We start from the raw sequence: 16595 nt of genomic DNA, 5'->3' as shown, positions 1-16595 counted from the left end.
ATCATGGTTGAAATCGAAATTGACGGCAAAAAGGTAGAAGTCCCACCAGGTTCGATGGTGATGGACGCTGCCAACAAACTGGGTACGTACATCCCGCACTTCTGCTATCACAAGAAACTGTCGATCGCAGCGAACTGCCGCATGTGCCTCGTCGAGGTGGAGAAAGCGCCGAAGCCGCTGCCGGCTTGCGCCACGCCAGTCTCCGCGGGCATGGTGGTGCGCTCGCACAGCGACAAGGCCGTGCAGGCACAGAAGTCCGTGATGGAATTCCTGCTGATTAACCACCCGCTGGATTGCCCGATCTGCGACCAGGGCGGCGAGTGCCAGCTGCAGGATCTGGCCGTGGGCTACGGCAAGAACAACTCCCGCTACGAGGAAGAAAAGCGCGTCGTCGTGCCGAAAGAGGCAGGCCCGCTGATCTCAATGAAGGAGATGAGCCGCTGCATCCACTGCACCCGCTGCGTGCGCTTTGGCCAGGAAGTGGCCGGCGTGATGGAGCTGGGCATGCTGGGCCGCGGTGAGCATTCGGAAATCACGACGTTCGTCGGCGAAGCGGTCAGCTCGGAAATCTCCGGCAACATGATCGACCTGTGCCCGGTGGGCGCGCTGACGTCGAAGCCGTTCCGCTACAGCGCCCGTACCTGGGAACTGTCGCGCCGCAAATCCGTGTCGCCGCACGACGGTCTGGGCACGAACTTGATCGTCCAGGTCAAGCAGGGCAAGGTGAAGCGCGTGCTGCCACTGGAGAACGAAGCGATCAACGAGTGCTGGATCTCCGACAAGGACCGCTTCTCGTACGAAGCGCTGGACTCGCAGGAGCGCCTGACGCAGCCGATGCTCAAGCAAGGCGGCGAATGGAAGCAGGTCGACTGGCAGACGGCGCTGGAATATGTCGCGCACGGCTTGAAAAACATCCGTCACGAACATGGCGCCGACGCGATCGCCGCGTACGCCACCGGCCACTCCACCTTGGAAGAACTGGCGCTGCTGAAGAAGCTGGCATCGGGCATCGGCTTTGAAAACGTCGACTTCCGCCTGCGCCAGACCGACTTCGCACTGGACGGTCAAGTGACCCCGTGGCTGGGCATGCCGATCGCCGACGTGTCGTCGCTGCAGCGTGCCTTCGTCATCGGTTCGTTCCTGCGCAAGGATCACCCGCTGCTGGCGGCACGCCTGCGCGCGGCAGTGAAGGGCGGCGCACAGCTGTCCATCCTGCACGGCACCGCTGACGAGAACCTGATCAAGGTCGCCAACAACATCGTCATCGCGCCGTCCGACTGGGTCGCCGCGCTGAACAACATCGTGCTGGCCGTCGCGCAAGCGAAGGGCGAAGCGGCACCCGCCGGCTTCGAAGGCGACGTCACCGACGCCGCCAAGGCCGTCGCTGCGAGCCTGCTGTCCGGCGAGCAGAAAGCTGTATTCCTGGGTAACGCCGCCGTGCATCACCCGCAAGCATCCGCGATCCACGCGGCCGCGCAATGGATCGCCAACGCGACCGGCGCGAAGCTGGGCTACCTGACGGAAGCCGCGAACACGGTCGGCGGCTACATCGCCGGCGCCGTGTCGTCCAAGCCGGCATTCGCCGAGCCGAAGAAGGCCTACGTGCTGCTGAACGCGGAACCGGAGCTGGATGCGGCCAACCCGCAGCAGGCCGTCGCCGCGCTGAAGGGTGCCGAGATGGTCGTCGTGATGTCCGCGTTCCAGCATGGCCTGGACTACGCCGACGTGCTGCTGCCGATCGCGCCGTTCGCCGAAACGTCCGGTACCTTCGTCAACTGCGAAGGCCGTGCGCAAAGCTTCAACGGCACCGTGAAACCGCTGGGCGAAGCACGCCCCGCGTGGAAGGTGCTGCGCGTGCTGGGCAACATCCTGGGCGTGCCGGGCTTCGACTACGAAACGTCCGAAGCGATCCGCGACGAAGTGCTGGGTGCTGCGAATCCGGCAAACCCTGCTGACGTGTCCGCGAAACTGTCGAATGTGGCAAACGTGGCGCTCAAGCCGGCATCGTTCGGCGCCGGTGACAAGCTCGAACGCATCGCCGACGTGCCGATCTACTTCGCCGACGCGCTGGCGCGCCGTTCGCCGCCGCTGCAGGCCACCGTCGACGCGCAGGCGCCGAAGGCCGTCATCTCCGCGCAACTGGCCGAACAGCTGGGCGTGAAGAGCGGCGACATGGTGCAGGTGCAGCAAGGCACCGGCGCCGCCATCCTGGAAGCGCGTGTGGACGCGGGCCTGCCGGCCCACGTCGTGCGCGTCTCCGCGGCACACCCGTCGACGGCAACGCTGGGTGACATGTTCGGATCCATCTCGGTTGCCAAGGCAGGGGAGGGCAAATAATGGCTCTGGAATTCGTCAACACCATCACCACCAACGGTGAAGCGGCGCTCGGCGCCGCCTGGCCGCTGGTCTGGACGATGATCAAGCTGCTCTGCGTGCTCGCACCGCTGATGGGCCTCGTGGCTTATCTGACCTTGTGGGAACGCAAGCTGATCGGCTGGATCCAGATCCGCGTGGGCCCGAACCGCGTGGGCCCGATGGGCCTGCTGCAGCCGATCGCCGACGCGTTGAAGCTGCTGCTCAAAGAGATCGTCATCCCGTCGAAGGCTGCCCGCAGCCTGTTCGTGATCGGCCCGATCATGACGATCATGCCGGCGCTGGCCGCATGGTCCGTCGTGCCGTTCGGCCCGGAAGCGGTGCTCGCCAACGTCAACGCGGGCCTCTTGCTGCTGCTGGCGATCACGTCGATGGAGGTGTACGGCATCATCATCGCCGGCTGGTCGTCGAACTCGAAGTATTCGTTCATGGGCGCGATGCGTGCGTCGGCGCAGATGATCTCGTACGAAATCCCGATGGGCTTCGTGCTGGTCGTCGTGCTGATGGTGTCCGGCTCGCTGAACTTCATCGACATCGTCAACGGCCAGGGCGTCGGCCGCTTCGCCGACATGGGCGTGAACATCCTGTCGTGGAACTGGCTGCCGCTGCTGCCGCTGTTCGTCGTGTACCTGACGTCCGGCCTGGCCGAGACGAACCGCCACCCGTTCGACGTGGTGGAAGGCGAATCGGAAATCGTGGCCGGCCACATGGTCGAGTACTCGGGCATGTCGTACGCGATGTTCATGCTGGCCGAATACGCCAACATGATCCTCGTCGGCGTGCTGGCAGCGATCATGTTCCTGGGCGGCTGGGCCGCACCGTTCAAGTTCCTGGAATTCTGGGGCGGGTTCGGCGGCTTCTTCTGGCTGTTCGTGAAGACGTTCCTGATCGTGTCGCTCTTCATCTGGGTGCGTGGTACCTTCCCGCGTTACCGCTACGACCAGATCATGCGTCTGGGCTGGAAGGTATTCATTCCGCTGACGCTGTTCTGGCTGGTGCTGGTCGCGTGCTGGATGCAGACGCCGTGGAATATTTGGAAGTAAGGGAAGCGCAAAAATGACACGAGTAAAAGACTTTATCGGCAGCTTCATGCTGACCGAGTTGTTCAAGGGCTTGGCGCTGACGGGCAAGTACATGTTCTCGCGCAAGATCACGGTGCAGTACCCGGAAGAGAAGACCCCGATGTCGCCGCGCTTCCGCGGCCTGCACGCGCTGCGCCGTTACCCGAACGGCGAAGAGCGCTGCATCGCCTGCAAGCTGTGCGAAGCGGTGTGCCCGGCGATGGCGATCACGATCGAATCGGACGAGCGCGACGACGGCACCCGCCGCACGACGCGCTACGACATCGACCTGACCAAGTGCATCTTCTGCGGCTTCTGCGAAGAGTCCTGCCCGGTCGACTCGATCGTCGAGACGCACGTGCTGGAATACCACGGTGAGAAGCGGGGCGACCTGTACTACACCAAGGAGATGCTGCTGGCCGTCGGCGACCGCTACGAGGCGGAAATCGCCGCCAACCGCGCTGCGGACGCCGCGTATCGCTGATCAGGAACGGAATAAGAAGATGACTTTCACAACCGTATTGTTCTACGTGTTCGCGACCATCATGGTGGTCGCCGCGGCACGCGTGATCACGGCGCGCAATCCCGTGACGGCGGCACTGTTCCTCGTGCTGGCCTTCTTCCAGGCAGGCGGCATCTGGCTGCTGCTGAAAGCCGAGTTCCTGGCGATCGTGCTGGTGCTCGTGTACGTGGGCGCCGTCATGGTGCTGTTCCTGTTCGTCGTGATGATGATCGATATCGACCAGACCAAGCTGCGCGAAGGATTCTGGAACTACCTGCCGGTAGCGTCGATCGTCGGCGGCATCATCGTGCTGGAGATGGCATCGGTGCTGTGGCGTTCGTTCGGCGTCGAGACGCCGATTCCGGAAGCCGCGAACACCATCGGCAACACGAAGGAACTGGGCAAGCTGATTTATACGCAGTACGTCTATGCGTTCGAAGTGGCCGCCGTGATCCTGCTGCTGGCAATCGTCGCCGCTGTCGCGCTGACGCTGCGCAAGCGCAAGGACATCAAGTACTTTGATCCGGGCGAGGCCGTGCGCGTGAAGCGCAACGACCGCCTGAAGATCGTCAAGATGGACGCCGTGAAGAAGGAAGTCGCGTCCACCGTAGCAACCAAGGAGGCCCCATGACCCTGTCGCTGGCTCACTACCTGGTCCTGGGCGCGATCTTGTTCGCGATCTCGATCGTCGGTATTTTCCTGAACCGCAAGAACGTCATCGTGCTGCTGATGGCCATCGAACTGATGCTGCTGGCAGTGAACATGAACTTCATCGCGTTCTCGCACTTCCTGGGCGACGCTGCCGGCCAGATCTTCGTGTTCTTCATCCTGACCGTGGCGGCCGCCGAATCGGCGATCGGCCTCGCGATCCTGGTGCTGATGTTCCGTAACCTGGACACGATCAACGTCGAAGACCTGGACAGCCTCAAAGGCTAGTTTTTAACCCTCGAATAATAAACAGATAGGTTCATCATGACGGGGCTTAACCCTAACCTTCTTCTCGCTGTTCCCCTCGCGCCGTTGGCGGGGTCCGCGATCGCGGGCCTCTTCGGCACGAAGTTCTTCGGCAACGTGGTCAACCGCAAGGTGGCCACGGCGGCAACGATCCTGGGCGTGCTCGTCGCATTCCTGATCTCGTTCCAGACCCTGATGCAAGTGATGGACGGCGCCACCTACAACGGTACCGTGTACCGCTGGATGACGGTGGCGGGCGTCAATCTCGACGTCGGCTTCCAGATCGATTCGCTGACCGCGATGATGATGTGCGTCGTCACGTTCGTTTCGCTGATGGTCCACATCTACACCATCGGATATATGGCCGAGGACGAGGGTTACAACCGCTTCTTCTCGTACATCTCGCTGTTCACGTTCTCGATGCTGATGCTCGTGATGTCCAATAACTTCCTGCAGCTGTTCTTCGGCTGGGAAGCGGTGGGCCTCGTGTCGTATCTGCTGATCGGCTTCTGGTTCAAGCGTCCGACGGCGATCTTCGCCAACATGAAGGCGTTCCTCGTCAACCGCGTGGGCGACTTCGGCTTCATCCTCGGCATCGGCCTGATCCTGGCCTACACGGGCTCGATGGATTACCAGACCGTGTTCGCCAAGAAGGACGTGCTGGTCAACGCCACGCTGCCGGGCACGGACTGGATGGTGATCACCACCGCCTGCATCTGCCTGTTCATCGGCGCGATGGGTAAATCGGCCCAGTTCCCGCTGCACGTGTGGCTGCCGGACTCGATGGAAGGCCCGACCCCGATCTCCGCACTGATCCACGCGGCGACGATGGTTACCGCCGGCATCTTCATGGTGTCGCGCATGTCGCCGCTGTTCGAGCTGTCCGACACGGCGCTGTCGTTCATCCTGATCATCGGCGCGATCACCGCGCTGTTCATGGGCTTCCTGGGCATCATCCAGAACGACATCAAGCGCGTCGTCGCTTACTCGACCCTGTCGCAGCTGGGCTACATGACCGTGGCACTGGGCTCGTCCGCCTACTCGGTGGCCGTGTTCCACCTGATGACGCACGCGTTCTTCAAGGCGCTGCTGTTCCTCGGCGCGGGTTCCGTCATCATCGGCATGCACCACGACCAGGACATCCGCAACATGGGCGGCCTGCGCAAGTACATGCCGATCACGTGGATCACGTCGCTGCTGGGTTCCCTGGCGCTGATCGGTACGCCGTTCTTCTCCGGCTTCTACTCGAAGGACTCGATCATCGAGGCCGTCGCCGCCACGCACCTGCCGGGTGCCGGCTTCGCGTACTTCGCGGTGCTGGCCGGCGTGTTCGTCACGGCGTTCTACTCGTTCCGGATGTACTTCCGCGTGTTCCATGGTCCGGAGAACTTCGGCAAGGCGCACCATGACGACCATCACGACCACGCGGCCGACATCGCGAAGGGCGCGCACGATTCCGACGCCCACGGCGAAGAGGAAGAGGACGATCACGGCCACCACGGCCTGGCACCGGGCGAGAAACCGCACGAGTCGCCGTTCGTCGTCTGGTTCCCGCTGGCCGCGCTGGCGATTCCGTCGGTGATCATCGGCTTCCTGGCGATCGAGCCGATGCTGTTCGGCGACTTCTTCAAGGGCGTCATCACGGTGGGCGAAAACCACCACGCGATGCACGAGCTGCACGAGGAATTCCATGGCGCCGTCGCGATGGCGATCCACGGCCTGCAAACGCCGCCGTTCTGGCTCGCGCTGGCCGGTGTCGTCTCGGCGTACTACTGCTACATGGTGAACCCGCGCGTTCCGGCCTGGTTCTACGACAAGTTCAAGTTCCTGCACACGCTGCTGGACAACAAGTACTACATGGATGCGTTCAACCAGGCGTTCTTCGCCAAGGGTGCACGCGTGCTGGGCACGGGCCTGTGGCAAGTGGGCGACCGCGCGCTGATCGACGGCCTGGTGGTCAACGGTTCGGCGAAAGTGGTGGGCTGGTTCTCGTCGCTGACGCGCCTGGCGCAGACCGGTTACATCTATCACTACGCGTTCGTGATGATCATCGGTATCCTGGGCTTCCTGGTGTACTTCCTGCCGTTCTGGCACGCTTAACGCCGACATGCAAAAGAGATAAAAGATGCAGTCAACGATTAATAATCTTCCTCCTTACCTCAGCCTGTCGATCTGGCTGCCGATCCTGTTCGGCGTCATCATCCTGGCGATCGGCCGCGACTCGCGTGCCGGGCTGGTACGCGTGCTGGCACTGATCGGTTCCATCGTTTCGCTGCTGCCGACGATCCCGCTGTTCACGGGGTTCGACAACGCGGCGCACGGCGTGCAATTCGTCGAATCGATGCCGTGGATCGAACGCTTCAACATCCAGTACTTCCTCGGCATCGACGGCCTGTCGCTGTGGTTCGTGCCGCTGACCGCGTTCATCACGATCATCGTCGTGATCTCCGCCTGGGAAGTGATCCAGGAGCGCGTGGCGCAGTACATGGGTGCGTTCCTGATCCTGTCCGGCCTGATGATCGGCGTGTTCACGGCGCTCGACGGCCTGCTGTTCTACTTCTTCTTTGAAGCTACGCTGATCCCGATGTACATCATCATCGGTATCTGGGGCGGTGCGAACCGCGTCTACGCGGCGTTCAAGTTCTTCCTGTACACGTTCCTCGGCTCGCTGCTGACGCTGGTCGCGATCATCTACCTGTACAACAAATCCGGTTCGTGGAACATCCTCGACTGGCACCAGCTGCCGCTGTCGATGAACGAGCAGGTGGCGATCTTCGTCGCGTTCTTCATGGCGTTCGCCGTCAAGGTGCCGATGTTCCCGGTGCACACCTGGCTGCCGGACGTGCACGTGGAAGCGCCGACCGGCGGTTCCGCCGTGCTGGCCGCGATCATGCTGAAGCTGGGCGCATACGGTTTCCTGCGCTTCTCGCTGCCGATCACCCCGGACGCTTCGCACTACCTGGCGCCGGTCGTCATCGTGCTGTCGCTGATCGCCGTGATCTACGTGGGCCTCGTGGCCCTGGTGCAGAAGGACATGAAAAAGCTGGTCGCCTACTCGTCGATCGCGCACATGGGCTTCGTCACGCTGGGCTTCTTCATGTTCAACGACATGGGCACGCAAGGCGCCATCATGCAGATGATCTCGCACGGCTTCGTGTCCGGCGCGATGTTCCTGTGCATCGGCGTGCTGTATGACCGCGCCCACTCGCGCCAGATCGCCGACTACGGTGGCGTCGTCAACAAGATGCCGAAGTTCGCCGCGTTCTTCATCCTGTTCTCGATGGCCAACTGCGGCCTGCCGGCGACCTCCGGTTTCGTCGGCGAGTTCATGGTGATCCTGGGTGCCGTGCAGTTCAACTTCGTCACCGGCATCCTGGCCGCGACCGCGCTGATCTTCGGCGCCGCCTACTCGCTGTGGATGGCCAAGCGCGTCATCTTCGGCAAGGTGACCAATCACCACGTGGCCGAGCTGACCGACGTGAACAACCGCGAGTTCCTGATGCTGGGCGTCCTGGCGATCGCGGTGCTCGTGATGGGCCTGTGGCCTGCGCCGTTCACCGACACGATGCAAACGTCGGTGGCCGACCTGCTGAAGCATGCAGCGCAGAGCAAGCTCGCGATTGCACACTGATTGAGAATAGGATCTAGTTTCATGAATAACTCCAACCTGATTCCGATCTACGCGGAGATCTTCCTGCTGGTCGCCACGTCGGTGATCCTCTTGATCGACATGTTCCTGTCGGAGAAGCAGCGCGGCATCACGTATGCGCTGTCGCTGCTGGCCCTGGTCGGCTGCGCCGTGTTCACGTACGCCGACTTCTCCAGCGGCGCGACGACGTACGCGTTCAACAAGATGGTCGTGTCCGACCCGATGGGCAATCTGCTCAAGCTGTTCACCTACCTGTCGGTGGGTGTCACGCTGGTGTATGCGCGCCAGTACTCGCATGACCGCGGCATGCTGGGCGGTTCGCTGGGCGGCGAGTTCTACGCGCTCGCGCTGTTCTCGACGATCGGCCAGATGGTCATGATCTCGGCGAACAGCTTCCTGTCCATCTACCTGGGCCTGGAACTGATGTCGCTGTCGCTGTATGCGCTGGTGGCACTGCGCCGCGACAACACCGCCGCGACGGAAGCGTCGATGAAGTACTTCGTGCTGGGCGCGCTGGCTTCCGGCTTCCTGCTGTACGGCATGTCGATGCTGTACGGCGCGACGGGCACGCTGGAACTGACCGAGATGGCACGCAAGATCGCCGCCGGTACGATCAGCCCGACGATCCTCGTGTTCGGCATCGTGTTCGTCGTTGCCGGCCTGGCGTTCAAGCTGGGCGCCGTGCCGTTCCACATGTGGGTGCCGGACGTGTACCAGGGCTCGCCGACGGCCGTCACGCTGCTCCTGGGTGGCGCGCCGAAGCTGGCGACGTTCGCGATCTGCGTGCGCCTGCTGGTTGAAGGCCTGCTGCCGCTGGCATTCGACTGGCAGCAGATGCTGACGGTGCTGGCCGTGCTGTCGCTGGTGATCGGCAACCTGACCGCGATCGCGCAATCGAACCTGAAGCGCATGCTGGCTTACTCGACGATCGCGCAGATGGGCTTTGTGCTGCTTGGCCTGATGGCCGGCGTCGTGGGCACCGACCAGACCAACGCATCGGCCGCCTACAGCGCCGCGCTGTACTACTCGATCACCTACGTGCTGACGACGCTCGGCACGTTCGGGCTGATCATGGTGCTGTCGCGCGCCGGCTTCGAAGCGGAAGAACTGGCCGACTTCAAGGGCCTGAGCAAGCGCTCCGGCTGGTATGCGCTGCTGATGACGCTGCTGATGTTCTCGCTGGCCGGCGTGCCGCCGCTGATGGGCTTCGCCGCCAAGTTCGCCGTGCTGCAGTCGGTGCTGAAGACCGGTAACCTGTGGCTGACCGTGTTCGCCGTGATGGCTTCGCTGGTGGGTGCGTTCTACTACCTGCGCGTCGTCAAGACGATGTGGTTCGACGAGCCGACCGACACGGCACCGATCAAGGTCGCACTGGACAAGAACATCGTCCTCGGCCTGAACGGCGCAATGGTGTTCGTGCTGGGCGTCGTGCCCGGCCCGCTGCTGACCGCGTGCCTGCACGCGATGACGGCCACGCTGGCTTCGTAATGGACGCCGGCGCCGCGGCCTGGTTGGTCATCCTCGCAGCCCTGCTGCTGGCCAACCTGCCGTTCTTCAACGACAAGGTCTTCGCCTTCGTCCCACTGAAAGGTGGGGCAGGGCGCAAGGCCTTTCCGATCCGCCTGGTCGAGCTGACGGTGCTGTACTTCGTCGTCGGCGCGCTGGGCATCGCCCTCGAGGGCCGCATCGGTACCGTGTTCCCGCAAACGTGGGAGTTCTACGCGATCTCCGCCTGCGTGTTCATCGTCTTCGCCTTCCCCGGCTTCGTCGTCCGCTACCTGCGCAAATCTCGCTGAACGCGCGGCACTGCTACACTGTCGTTTTGACCAACACAGGAGCGTGCATGAGCGACGATGCTCACCTGAGGGAAACGAAGATCGACGGCGGCATCGCCTACGACGGCGGCTTCCTCAAAGTTCACAAGGACCGCGTCCGCCTCCCCAACGGGGCGGTCACGGGCCGCGAATACATCCGCCACCCGGGCGCCGTGGTCATCCTGCCGGTGCTGGACGATGGCCGGATCCTGCTGGAACGCCAGTTCCGCTACCCCAACGAGCAAGTGTTCATCGAGTTCCCGGCCGGGAAGATCGACGAAGGCGAGGCGCACCTGGACTGCGCCAAGCGCGAACTGGAAGAAGAGACGGGCTACACGGCCACCGAGTGGAAGTTCGTCGCCACGATCCACAACGCGATCGCCTATTCGGACGAGCACCTGGAACTGTTCCTGGCGCGCGGCCTGAAGGCGGGCGAAGTGAAACTGGACGAAGGCGAATTCGTCGAGTGCTTCACGGCCACGCTGGACGAACTGCTGGACTGGGTGCGCACGGGCCGCATCACGGACGTGAAGACGATCATCGGCGTGTTCTGGCTGGATAAGCTGCGCAGCAAGGACTGGACGCTGGATTGATCATGTGGCGTGTGCCGCTGTTGCCGCTGTTGATACTGCCGGGCTGCCTGCTGGCGGGACACGCCGCGGCGGCGCGCACGCCGTTCCAGATCCGCTGCGAGGACACGATCAACAAGACGATCTCGGTGCTGTCGGCGAAGCAGAACGGCTACACGATCAACACACAGCTGTCGTACAAGATGCTCACCGCGATGAAGGGCGTGGCCAGCAACAACGCATTCGTGCTGGGGCTGACGCGCACCGAGTCGATGGTGCAGATCGGGCTCGATGGCCAGATGCTGCAGGACCCGAAGAGCGGCTACGAATGCATCGCGCCGCAGATCAAGGTGCAGCTGACGTATGCGCCGGTGAAGATCTATGTCGGCAACGAGTTCCCGGTCGGCTCCTGCGGCTACAAGGAAATCCTCGCGCACGAGATGCGGCATATGCAGGCCTACATGGACCACCTGCCGAAGGTGCAGGGCACCGTCAGCACGGCGCTGGCGAAGCGCTTCGAAGGCAAGCCGCTGTATGCGCCGGCCGGCACGGCGCGTTCGGCGCTGGCGTTCGAGATCGACAGCGGCTGGCTGCCGTACATCAAGGCCGAGATGGCGAAGGTGGAAGCGGTGCAGGCGCGCATCGATGCGCCGGCCGAGTATGCGCGGCTGTCGCGGGCGTGCGGTGGGGAGATCCAGCGCATCCTCGTGAAGACGCGCGCGGGACGTTAGATAGTGAAGAGATGAGTTATTTTGCCCTGATCCCCGCCGCCGGCGTGGGAGCGCGGATGGCCGCGGGCTGTCCGAAACAATACCTGCCGCTGCTCGGCAAGCCGATGCTGCGGCATACGGTCGACGCGTTCCTGGGATCAAGCCGCATCGCCCACACGTATGTCGTGGTGAGCGCGGACGATGCCTACGTGGCCGAGGCGCTGCCGGCCGATCTCGCCGGCGTGACGGTGCTGCGCTGTGGCGGGGCGACGCGGATGGAATCCATCCGCAACGGCCTGCGGCAGCTCGCCACGGCCATCGGCCAGGACGACCTGGTGCTGGTGCACGATGCCGCGCGCCCGGGGCTGACGCCGGCGCTGATCGGCAAGTTGATCGATGCAGTCGGGGACCACGAGGCGGGCGGGCTGCTTGCGCTGCCCGTCGTCGATACCGTGAAGAGCACGCGAACCGGCCCGGTCACCACGATGGCGCGCGATGGCCTGTGGCTGGCGCAGACGCCGCAGATGTTCCCATACCGGCTGCTGTTGCGGGCGCTGGAAGAAGCGCCCGACCCGGAGGCGATCACGGACGACGCCAGCGCCGTCGAGATGCTGGGGCTGTCGCCGCTGCTCGTCGAAGGCCATCCGCGCAACCTGAAGGTGACGCGGCCGGACGACCTGCGCATCGCCGAACTGTTTTTGAAGATGGACGAACAATGAAGAAACTCCCATACCGCATCGGCCAGGGCTACGACAGCCACCGCCTCGTCGCCGGCCGCAAGCTGATCCTCGGCGGCGTCGAGATCCCCCATGAGAAGGGCCTCGACGGGCACTCGGACGCGGATGCGCTGCTGCACGCGATCACCGATGCGATCCTCGGCGCCGCGGCGCTGGGCGACATCGGCAAGCACTTCCCCGATACGGCGGCCGAATTCAAGGGCGCCGATTCGCGCGTGCTGCTGCGCGCTGCCGCAGAGCGGGTGAAGGCAACGGGCTATGACATCGGCAACGTCGATGCGACGATCATCGCGCAGCGGCCGAAGATGGCGCCGCACATCGCGACGATGGTGTCGCATATCGCCGCCGATCTCGGTGTCGAACCCGGCCAGGTCAACGTCAAGGCGAAGACCAACGAGAAGATGGGGTATCTCGGCCGCGAGGAAGGCATCAACGCCGAGGCGGTCGCGCTGCTCGTGCTCAGGGACTGACGTGGCGCGCGACCTTTCCGCGTACCGGGAAGTGGCCGTCGAATCGTTCAACGACGGGGGAACGGTGCGGGTGCGGCCGGTCGTCGGGCAGGCCTACCATCCGCTGCTGCGGGTGCAATGTGCTCGCGCGTTCGTCACCGACTACCCGGTCGGCACGCGCTTCCTCGTGCAGGCAAAGCTGACGGACCGGCTGGGCGGACCGCCGTTCCTGTACGTGTACCACGGCGATCCGATCACCGTGCTGAACGACGCGCAGACGAAGCGGTTCCTGGCCGAGTTCCGGCGCGGGCGGATCTGACAACCAACAACCAAGGAGACCTGATGATCACCATCCGTGAACTCGACCACATCGTGCTGCGCGTGGTGGACCTCGACAAGATGATCCGCTTCTACACCGACGTGCTGGGCTGCACCATCGAGCGGCGGCAGGACGAGATCGGCCTCGTCCAGCTGCGCGCCGGCAGCTCGCTGGTGGACTTGGTGTCGATCGACCAGAAGCTGGGCCGGATGGGCGGCGCGGCGCCGGGCAAGGAAGGCCGCAACGTCGACCACTTCGCCTTCCGCGTCGAACCGTTCGACGAACCCGCCATCCGCGCGCACCTGGCGCAGCACGCCATCCCCGCCGGCCCCGCCGAACCGCGCTACGGCGCCGAAGGCGAAGGCCCATCGATCTACATCACCGACCCGGAAGGCAACACCGTCGAGCTGAAAGGCCCGGCGTACTGAAACATTTCTCAAAACCGGGGACTGTCCCTCGAAACAGGAAATATTTCCGATATTCGGGGACTGTCCCTCGTGTCGATCTCGCCACAAAATGCCCCGAATCGTCGCGGCCAGACAACACGTCGGTACCATCCGGCAATGGCAATCCGCTGCGCTCAGAGTGAGGGAGGTGGATTTTGTCGCCCGACGACAATGTTTCCAAAATCGAGGGACAGTCCCCAATTTTGGGAAATATTTCCAGAATCGAGGGACAGCCCCCAGCGGCCTCAGCTGGCTGGCTGTAGCGGGAATGCGACGCGGAAGATGACGTGCGGGGCTTCGTAGCGGTAGGTGACCGTGCCGCCGTGGCCTTTGACGACGTTCTCGGCGATGTACAAGCCGAGGCCCATGCCCGTGCGGTTGGCGCGGTTTTGCAGGGCCATGCGCTTGAACGGGTGGAACAGGTGGGCTTCCAGTTCCGGCGGGATCGGCGCGGATTCGTTGGCCACTTCGAGCACGGCCTGGCCATCCTCGGCGCGTAGCGAGACGAGTACCGGGTGGCCGCCGGCGCCGTGGTGGCGCGCGTTGCTGAGCAGGTTGCTGATCACCTGCGCCATCCGGTCGGGGTCCGCCCGGCCGTGCACGTCCGGCGCGATCGATGCCTCGTAGTGCGTGCCCGGATGCGCGAGGCGCGATTCGTCCAGCAGGTCCTCCACCATCTTCGACAGGTCGACGTCCACCGGTCGCAGCGCCAGGCCCATGCCGCTGTCGAGACGGCTCATGTCCAGCACCTGGCTGATCAGCCTTTGCATGCGGCCGCTCGAGCGTTCGATGCGCTGGCCCAGCTGCTGCGGCTGGGCGCCGTGCTGCAGCACCGTTGCCGCCATCGAGATCGACTGCAGCGGATCGCGCAGGTCGTGGCCCAGCATCGCCAGCAGCTGCATGCGCGCCTTTTCCAGTTCGGCGTGCCGCGCCATGCTGGCGCGGTGCATCTCGCCCAGCAGCTGTTCGGCGACGAGCAGGTGCGGCTCGTCCCACGGCTCGGCCATGTCATGCACGGATTCGACCCACTCGTCGAACGAGCCGCGCGGCGTCAGGCGGTGGCCCAGCGGGCCTGTCTTCACGAGCTTGTCCGGCTTGCCGGCCCAGCGCACCGTCTCGACCTGCTCGCGCCGCAGCGCCAGCAGCCAGCCGTGCGTCGCCGGGTCGAAGTGCAGCGCCAGCAGGCCGACCCACGGCCCCAGCCGATCCCGCAGCGGGGCCGGCCACTGGTCGCGCCGGAAGCGGTGCAGCATCTCGTCGCCATCGGCCGGCAGGCAGGCGACGATCTCCGCGGCCAGTTCGCCGTCGATGGCGCCATGCGTCGTCAGCTTGCTCTGCTGCGAGAACACCAGCGCGTGCGCGCCCAGCTTCGCCGCCAGGTCCGGCGCATGCTGTTCCAGCGCGGCCAGCACGTCTTCCTCGCGCAGCAGCGTCTCGATCAGCCGGGTGCGCACGCCGGCCGCCTGCTCGGCCAGCAGCATCCGTTCGCGCGCGTCGATGCTCTGCACGGCGGCGGCCAGCACCTGCGCGACGACGTCGCACGCCATGCGCACGGAATAGGGCACCCGCAGCGGCGCCATGTGGTGGCAGGCGATCAGCCCCCACAGCTTGCCGTTGATGACGATCGACACGCTCATCGATGCCGCCACGCCCATGTTCTGCAGGTACTCGACGTGGATCGGCGACACGCTGCGCAGCACCGAGTGGGACAGGTCCAGCGGCGCATCGCCCGCTGCGCCCAGCACCGGCACCGCCGTGTAGCCGATGTCGGCGATCAGCCGCAGCGTGTTGATGGTGTACAGCCGGCGCGCCTGCGCCGGAATGTCGGATGCCGGATAGCGCATGCCGAGGAACGGTTTCAGGTCGTCGCGCCGGCTCTCGGCGACGACGTCCCCGCTGTCGTCGTGGCGGAAGCGGTAGGCCATCACCCGGTCGAACCCGGTGATCGCGCGCACCTGCTCGACGGCGTTCGTCAGCAGGCCGTCGATCGTCTTCTGGCGCCGCAGCCGTTCGACCGCGGCATGCGCCTTCAGCGCGAACGCGGCCAGCTCGTCGGCCGCCACGTCGCGCAGCTCGAATTCGGCGATCGCCCGTGTGCCGTTGCCATGCACGACGCAATCGAAGGTCTGCCCGCCGATCGACGTTTCGATGCCGGTCGGCGTATCGGCGCCATCCAGGCATTCGCGCAGCACGTCGGCGACGCCTGGCGCCAGCGCCATCCGCGCGTAATGCATGCCCAGCGCAGGCGTCACGCCCAGCAGCGCCGGCACGTTCGCGCTCCACGCGCGCAGCGCGCCGTCGGGCGCGAACGCCAGCAGCGCGCCGTGCGGCTGGATCAGGCCGGGGATGTGGATCGGCTCGTCGGCGCAGTTGTCCAGGCCGACCGGGGAAGCCGGCGTTTGCGGCGACGGCTGTTCGTTCATGCGGCGATGGGCGTGGCTTCGCGCTGCAGCGCGATCAGGGTGTCGAACGCATCGCGCGCGCCGGCGCACGCTTCGGCGATGGCGGCGGGCTCGCGCACGTGTTCGCGCAGCACGCGCAGGAAAAGCTGCCAGCGCGGCCCGGGCGGGATGCCGCCAGCCTGCAGGTAGCCCAGCGGATGGGGCGCCAGCCGCTCTGCCAGCCGGCGGTGCAGCACGGCGCCGCCCAGCCGCGAACCTTCGATCACGTAAGCGACGCCCCAGCGATACGCCGCGCCGTCGCGGCCGTGCCAGCGCGCGTCGGGGCCGTCACCGTCGGCGGGCGGCAGTGCCGCATCGGCCAGGTCGGCGTCGATTGACGGCAGGTGAAGGGCGGGGGGCAGCAGGGCCGCGTCCTGCGGCCCATCCGCGTAGCGGCCTTGCCACGCCTCGATCGGCGCGAGCCAGCGGCGCAGCAGCGCCAGGTGGGCGCGGTAGTCGGCAAGGGTGGGCGCGGGCCGCGCGAGCGGCATGCCCTGGTCGAGTTCCGCGTGGCGGCTCGCGGTAGCGTCGCGCAAGGCGGCGAGGATGTCCTGGGGAGGCGTCATGCGCG

General features: G+C 64.8%; 17 protein-coding genes. 15 read left to right on the top strand and 2 right to left on the bottom strand.

Features of this window, described 5'->3' with window-relative positions; genetic code table 11:
- Positions 1-3: 3 nt before the first annotated feature.
- The 15 genes from nuoG to IP92_RS26090 are packed head-to-tail and all read left to right on the top strand — an operon-like array spanning position 4 to position 13565.
- Positions 4-2337, top strand: a complete 2334-nt coding sequence (nuoG, locus tag IP92_RS26160; protein WP_145880872.1) for an NADH-quinone oxidoreductase subunit NuoG — start codon at positions 4-6, stop codon at positions 2335-2337.
- The gene (nuoH, locus tag IP92_RS26155; protein WP_145880870.1) at positions 2337-3416 is read left to right on the top strand and encodes an NADH-quinone oxidoreductase subunit NuoH; all 1080 of its coding nucleotides are present in this window, start codon (positions 2337-2339) and stop codon (positions 3414-3416) included. The genes nuoG and nuoH overlap by 1 nt, the downstream gene beginning before the upstream one ends.
- A 13-nt stretch (positions 3417-3429) precedes the next feature.
- A complete protein-coding gene (gene nuoI, locus IP92_RS26150) occupies positions 3430-3918 on the top strand; it encodes an NADH-quinone oxidoreductase subunit NuoI (RefSeq protein WP_145880868.1) in 489 nt (162 codons plus the stop codon).
- A 19-nt stretch (positions 3919-3937) separates the two neighbouring features.
- On the top strand, positions 3938-4567 hold the full coding sequence (locus IP92_RS26145; RefSeq protein WP_145880866.1) for an NADH-quinone oxidoreductase subunit J: 630 nt from the start codon (positions 3938-3940) through the stop codon (positions 4565-4567).
- On the top strand, positions 4564-4872 hold the full coding sequence (nuoK, locus tag IP92_RS26140) for an NADH-quinone oxidoreductase subunit NuoK (protein ID WP_145880864.1): 309 nt from the start codon (positions 4564-4566) through the stop codon (positions 4870-4872). The genes IP92_RS26145 and nuoK overlap by 4 nt, the downstream gene beginning before the upstream one ends.
- Positions 4873-4908: 36 nt before the next feature.
- Positions 4909-6990 (top strand): NADH-quinone oxidoreductase subunit L, encoded by a 2082-nt coding sequence (gene nuoL, locus IP92_RS26135; RefSeq protein ID WP_145880862.1) that lies wholly within the window; start codon positions 4909-4911, stop codon positions 6988-6990.
- Between the two features lie 25 nt (positions 6991-7015).
- Positions 7016-8521 carry an NADH-quinone oxidoreductase subunit M gene (locus IP92_RS26130; protein ID WP_145880860.1) on the top strand — a complete coding sequence of 502 codons (1506 nt, stop codon included), beginning with the start codon at positions 7016-7018 and terminating at the stop codon, positions 8519-8521.
- Positions 8522-8542: 21 nt separating this feature from the next.
- Complete coding sequence (gene nuoN / locus IP92_RS26125) at positions 8543-10027, top strand: NADH-quinone oxidoreductase subunit NuoN (protein WP_145880858.1); 1485 nt, start codon at positions 8543-8545, stop codon at positions 10025-10027.
- Positions 10027-10335 carry a DUF2818 family protein gene (locus IP92_RS26120; RefSeq protein WP_145880856.1) on the top strand — a complete coding sequence of 103 codons (309 nt, stop codon included), beginning with the start codon at positions 10027-10029 and terminating at the stop codon, positions 10333-10335. The genes nuoN and IP92_RS26120 overlap by 1 nt, the downstream gene beginning before the upstream one ends.
- Before the next feature lie 47 nt (positions 10336-10382).
- Positions 10383-10946 carry an NUDIX domain-containing protein gene (locus IP92_RS26115; protein WP_145880854.1) on the top strand — a complete coding sequence of 188 codons (564 nt, stop codon included), beginning with the start codon at positions 10383-10385 and terminating at the stop codon, positions 10944-10946.
- Between the two features lie 2 nt (positions 10947-10948).
- Entirely contained in the window at positions 10949-11653 is a 705-nt protein-coding gene (locus tag IP92_RS26110) for a hypothetical protein (RefSeq protein WP_145880852.1), read from the top strand.
- 11 nt (positions 11654-11664) lie between these two features.
- Entirely contained in the window at positions 11665-12351 is a 687-nt protein-coding gene (gene ispD / locus IP92_RS26105) for a 2-C-methyl-D-erythritol 4-phosphate cytidylyltransferase (protein WP_145880850.1), read from the top strand.
- A complete protein-coding gene (gene ispF, locus IP92_RS26100; RefSeq protein ID WP_145880847.1) occupies positions 12348-12839 on the top strand; it encodes a 2-C-methyl-D-erythritol 2,4-cyclodiphosphate synthase in 492 nt (163 codons plus the stop codon). The genes ispD and ispF overlap by 4 nt, the downstream gene beginning before the upstream one ends.
- Position 12840: 1 nt before the next feature.
- On the top strand, positions 12841-13137 hold the full coding sequence (locus IP92_RS26095; RefSeq protein WP_145880846.1) for a hypothetical protein: 297 nt from the start codon (positions 12841-12843) through the stop codon (positions 13135-13137).
- 23 nt (positions 13138-13160) lie between these two features.
- Complete coding sequence (locus IP92_RS26090; protein ID WP_145880844.1) at positions 13161-13565, top strand: VOC family protein; 405 nt, start codon at positions 13161-13163, stop codon at positions 13563-13565.
- Positions 13566-13828: 263 nt separating this feature from the next.
- On the opposite strand, the gene IP92_RS26085 is transcribed toward IP92_RS26090, so the two are convergent.
- Positions 13829-16006, bottom strand: a complete 2178-nt coding sequence (locus IP92_RS26085) for an ATP-binding protein (protein ID WP_145880842.1) — start codon at positions 16004-16006, stop codon at positions 13829-13831.
- Entirely contained in the window at positions 16003-16590 is a 588-nt protein-coding gene (locus IP92_RS26080; protein ID WP_145880839.1) for a biliverdin-producing heme oxygenase, read from the bottom strand. The genes IP92_RS26085 and IP92_RS26080 overlap by 4 nt, the downstream gene beginning before the upstream one ends.
- Between the last annotated feature and the right edge of the window lie 5 nt (positions 16591-16595).

This window comes from Pseudoduganella flava (genome assembly GCF_007830495.1).
Classification (GTDB): Bacteria; Pseudomonadota; Gammaproteobacteria; order Burkholderiales; family Burkholderiaceae_D; genus Rugamonas; species Rugamonas flava.
Note: the sequence above shows the minus strand (reverse complement) of the source record. Positions and strands in the feature narration are given on the sequence as shown.

What these genes read in the sequence shown, in the direction of transcription:
- nuoG (WP_145880872.1), top strand. Translation starts at nt 4, where the DNA reads ATGGTTGAAATCGAAATTGACGGCAAAAAGGTAGAAGTCCCACCAGGT.
- nuoH (WP_145880870.1), top strand. Translation starts at nt 2,337, where the DNA reads ATGGCTCTGGAATTCGTCAACACCATCACCACCAACGGTGAAGCGGCG.
- nuoI (WP_145880868.1), top strand. Translation starts at nt 3,430, where the DNA reads ATGACACGAGTAAAAGACTTTATCGGCAGCTTCATGCTGACCGAGTTG.
- IP92_RS26145 (WP_145880866.1), top strand. Translation starts at nt 3,938, where the DNA reads ATGACTTTCACAACCGTATTGTTCTACGTGTTCGCGACCATCATGGTG.
- nuoK (WP_145880864.1), top strand. Translation starts at nt 4,564, where the DNA reads ATGACCCTGTCGCTGGCTCACTACCTGGTCCTGGGCGCGATCTTGTTC.
- nuoL (WP_145880862.1), top strand. Translation starts at nt 4,909, where the DNA reads ATGACGGGGCTTAACCCTAACCTTCTTCTCGCTGTTCCCCTCGCGCCG.
- IP92_RS26130 (WP_145880860.1), top strand. Translation starts at nt 7,016, where the DNA reads ATGCAGTCAACGATTAATAATCTTCCTCCTTACCTCAGCCTGTCGATC.
- nuoN (WP_145880858.1), top strand. Translation starts at nt 8,543, where the DNA reads ATGAATAACTCCAACCTGATTCCGATCTACGCGGAGATCTTCCTGCTG.
- IP92_RS26120 (WP_145880856.1), top strand. Translation starts at nt 10,027, where the DNA reads ATGGACGCCGGCGCCGCGGCCTGGTTGGTCATCCTCGCAGCCCTGCTG.
- IP92_RS26115 (WP_145880854.1), top strand. Translation starts at nt 10,383, where the DNA reads ATGAGCGACGATGCTCACCTGAGGGAAACGAAGATCGACGGCGGCATC.
- IP92_RS26110 (WP_145880852.1), top strand. Translation starts at nt 10,949, where the DNA reads ATGTGGCGTGTGCCGCTGTTGCCGCTGTTGATACTGCCGGGCTGCCTG.
- ispD (WP_145880850.1), top strand. Translation starts at nt 11,665, where the DNA reads ATGAGTTATTTTGCCCTGATCCCCGCCGCCGGCGTGGGAGCGCGGATG.
- ispF (WP_145880847.1), top strand. Translation starts at nt 12,348, where the DNA reads ATGAAGAAACTCCCATACCGCATCGGCCAGGGCTACGACAGCCACCGC.
- IP92_RS26090 (WP_145880844.1), top strand. Translation starts at nt 13,161, where the DNA reads ATGATCACCATCCGTGAACTCGACCACATCGTGCTGCGCGTGGTGGAC.
- IP92_RS26085 (WP_145880842.1), bottom strand. Translation starts at nt 16,006, where the DNA reads ATGAACGAACAGCCGTCGCCGCAAACGCCGGCTTCCCCGGTCGGCCTG.
- IP92_RS26080 (WP_145880839.1), bottom strand. Translation starts at nt 16,590, where the DNA reads ATGACGCCTCCCCAGGACATCCTCGCCGCCTTGCGCGACGCTACCGCG.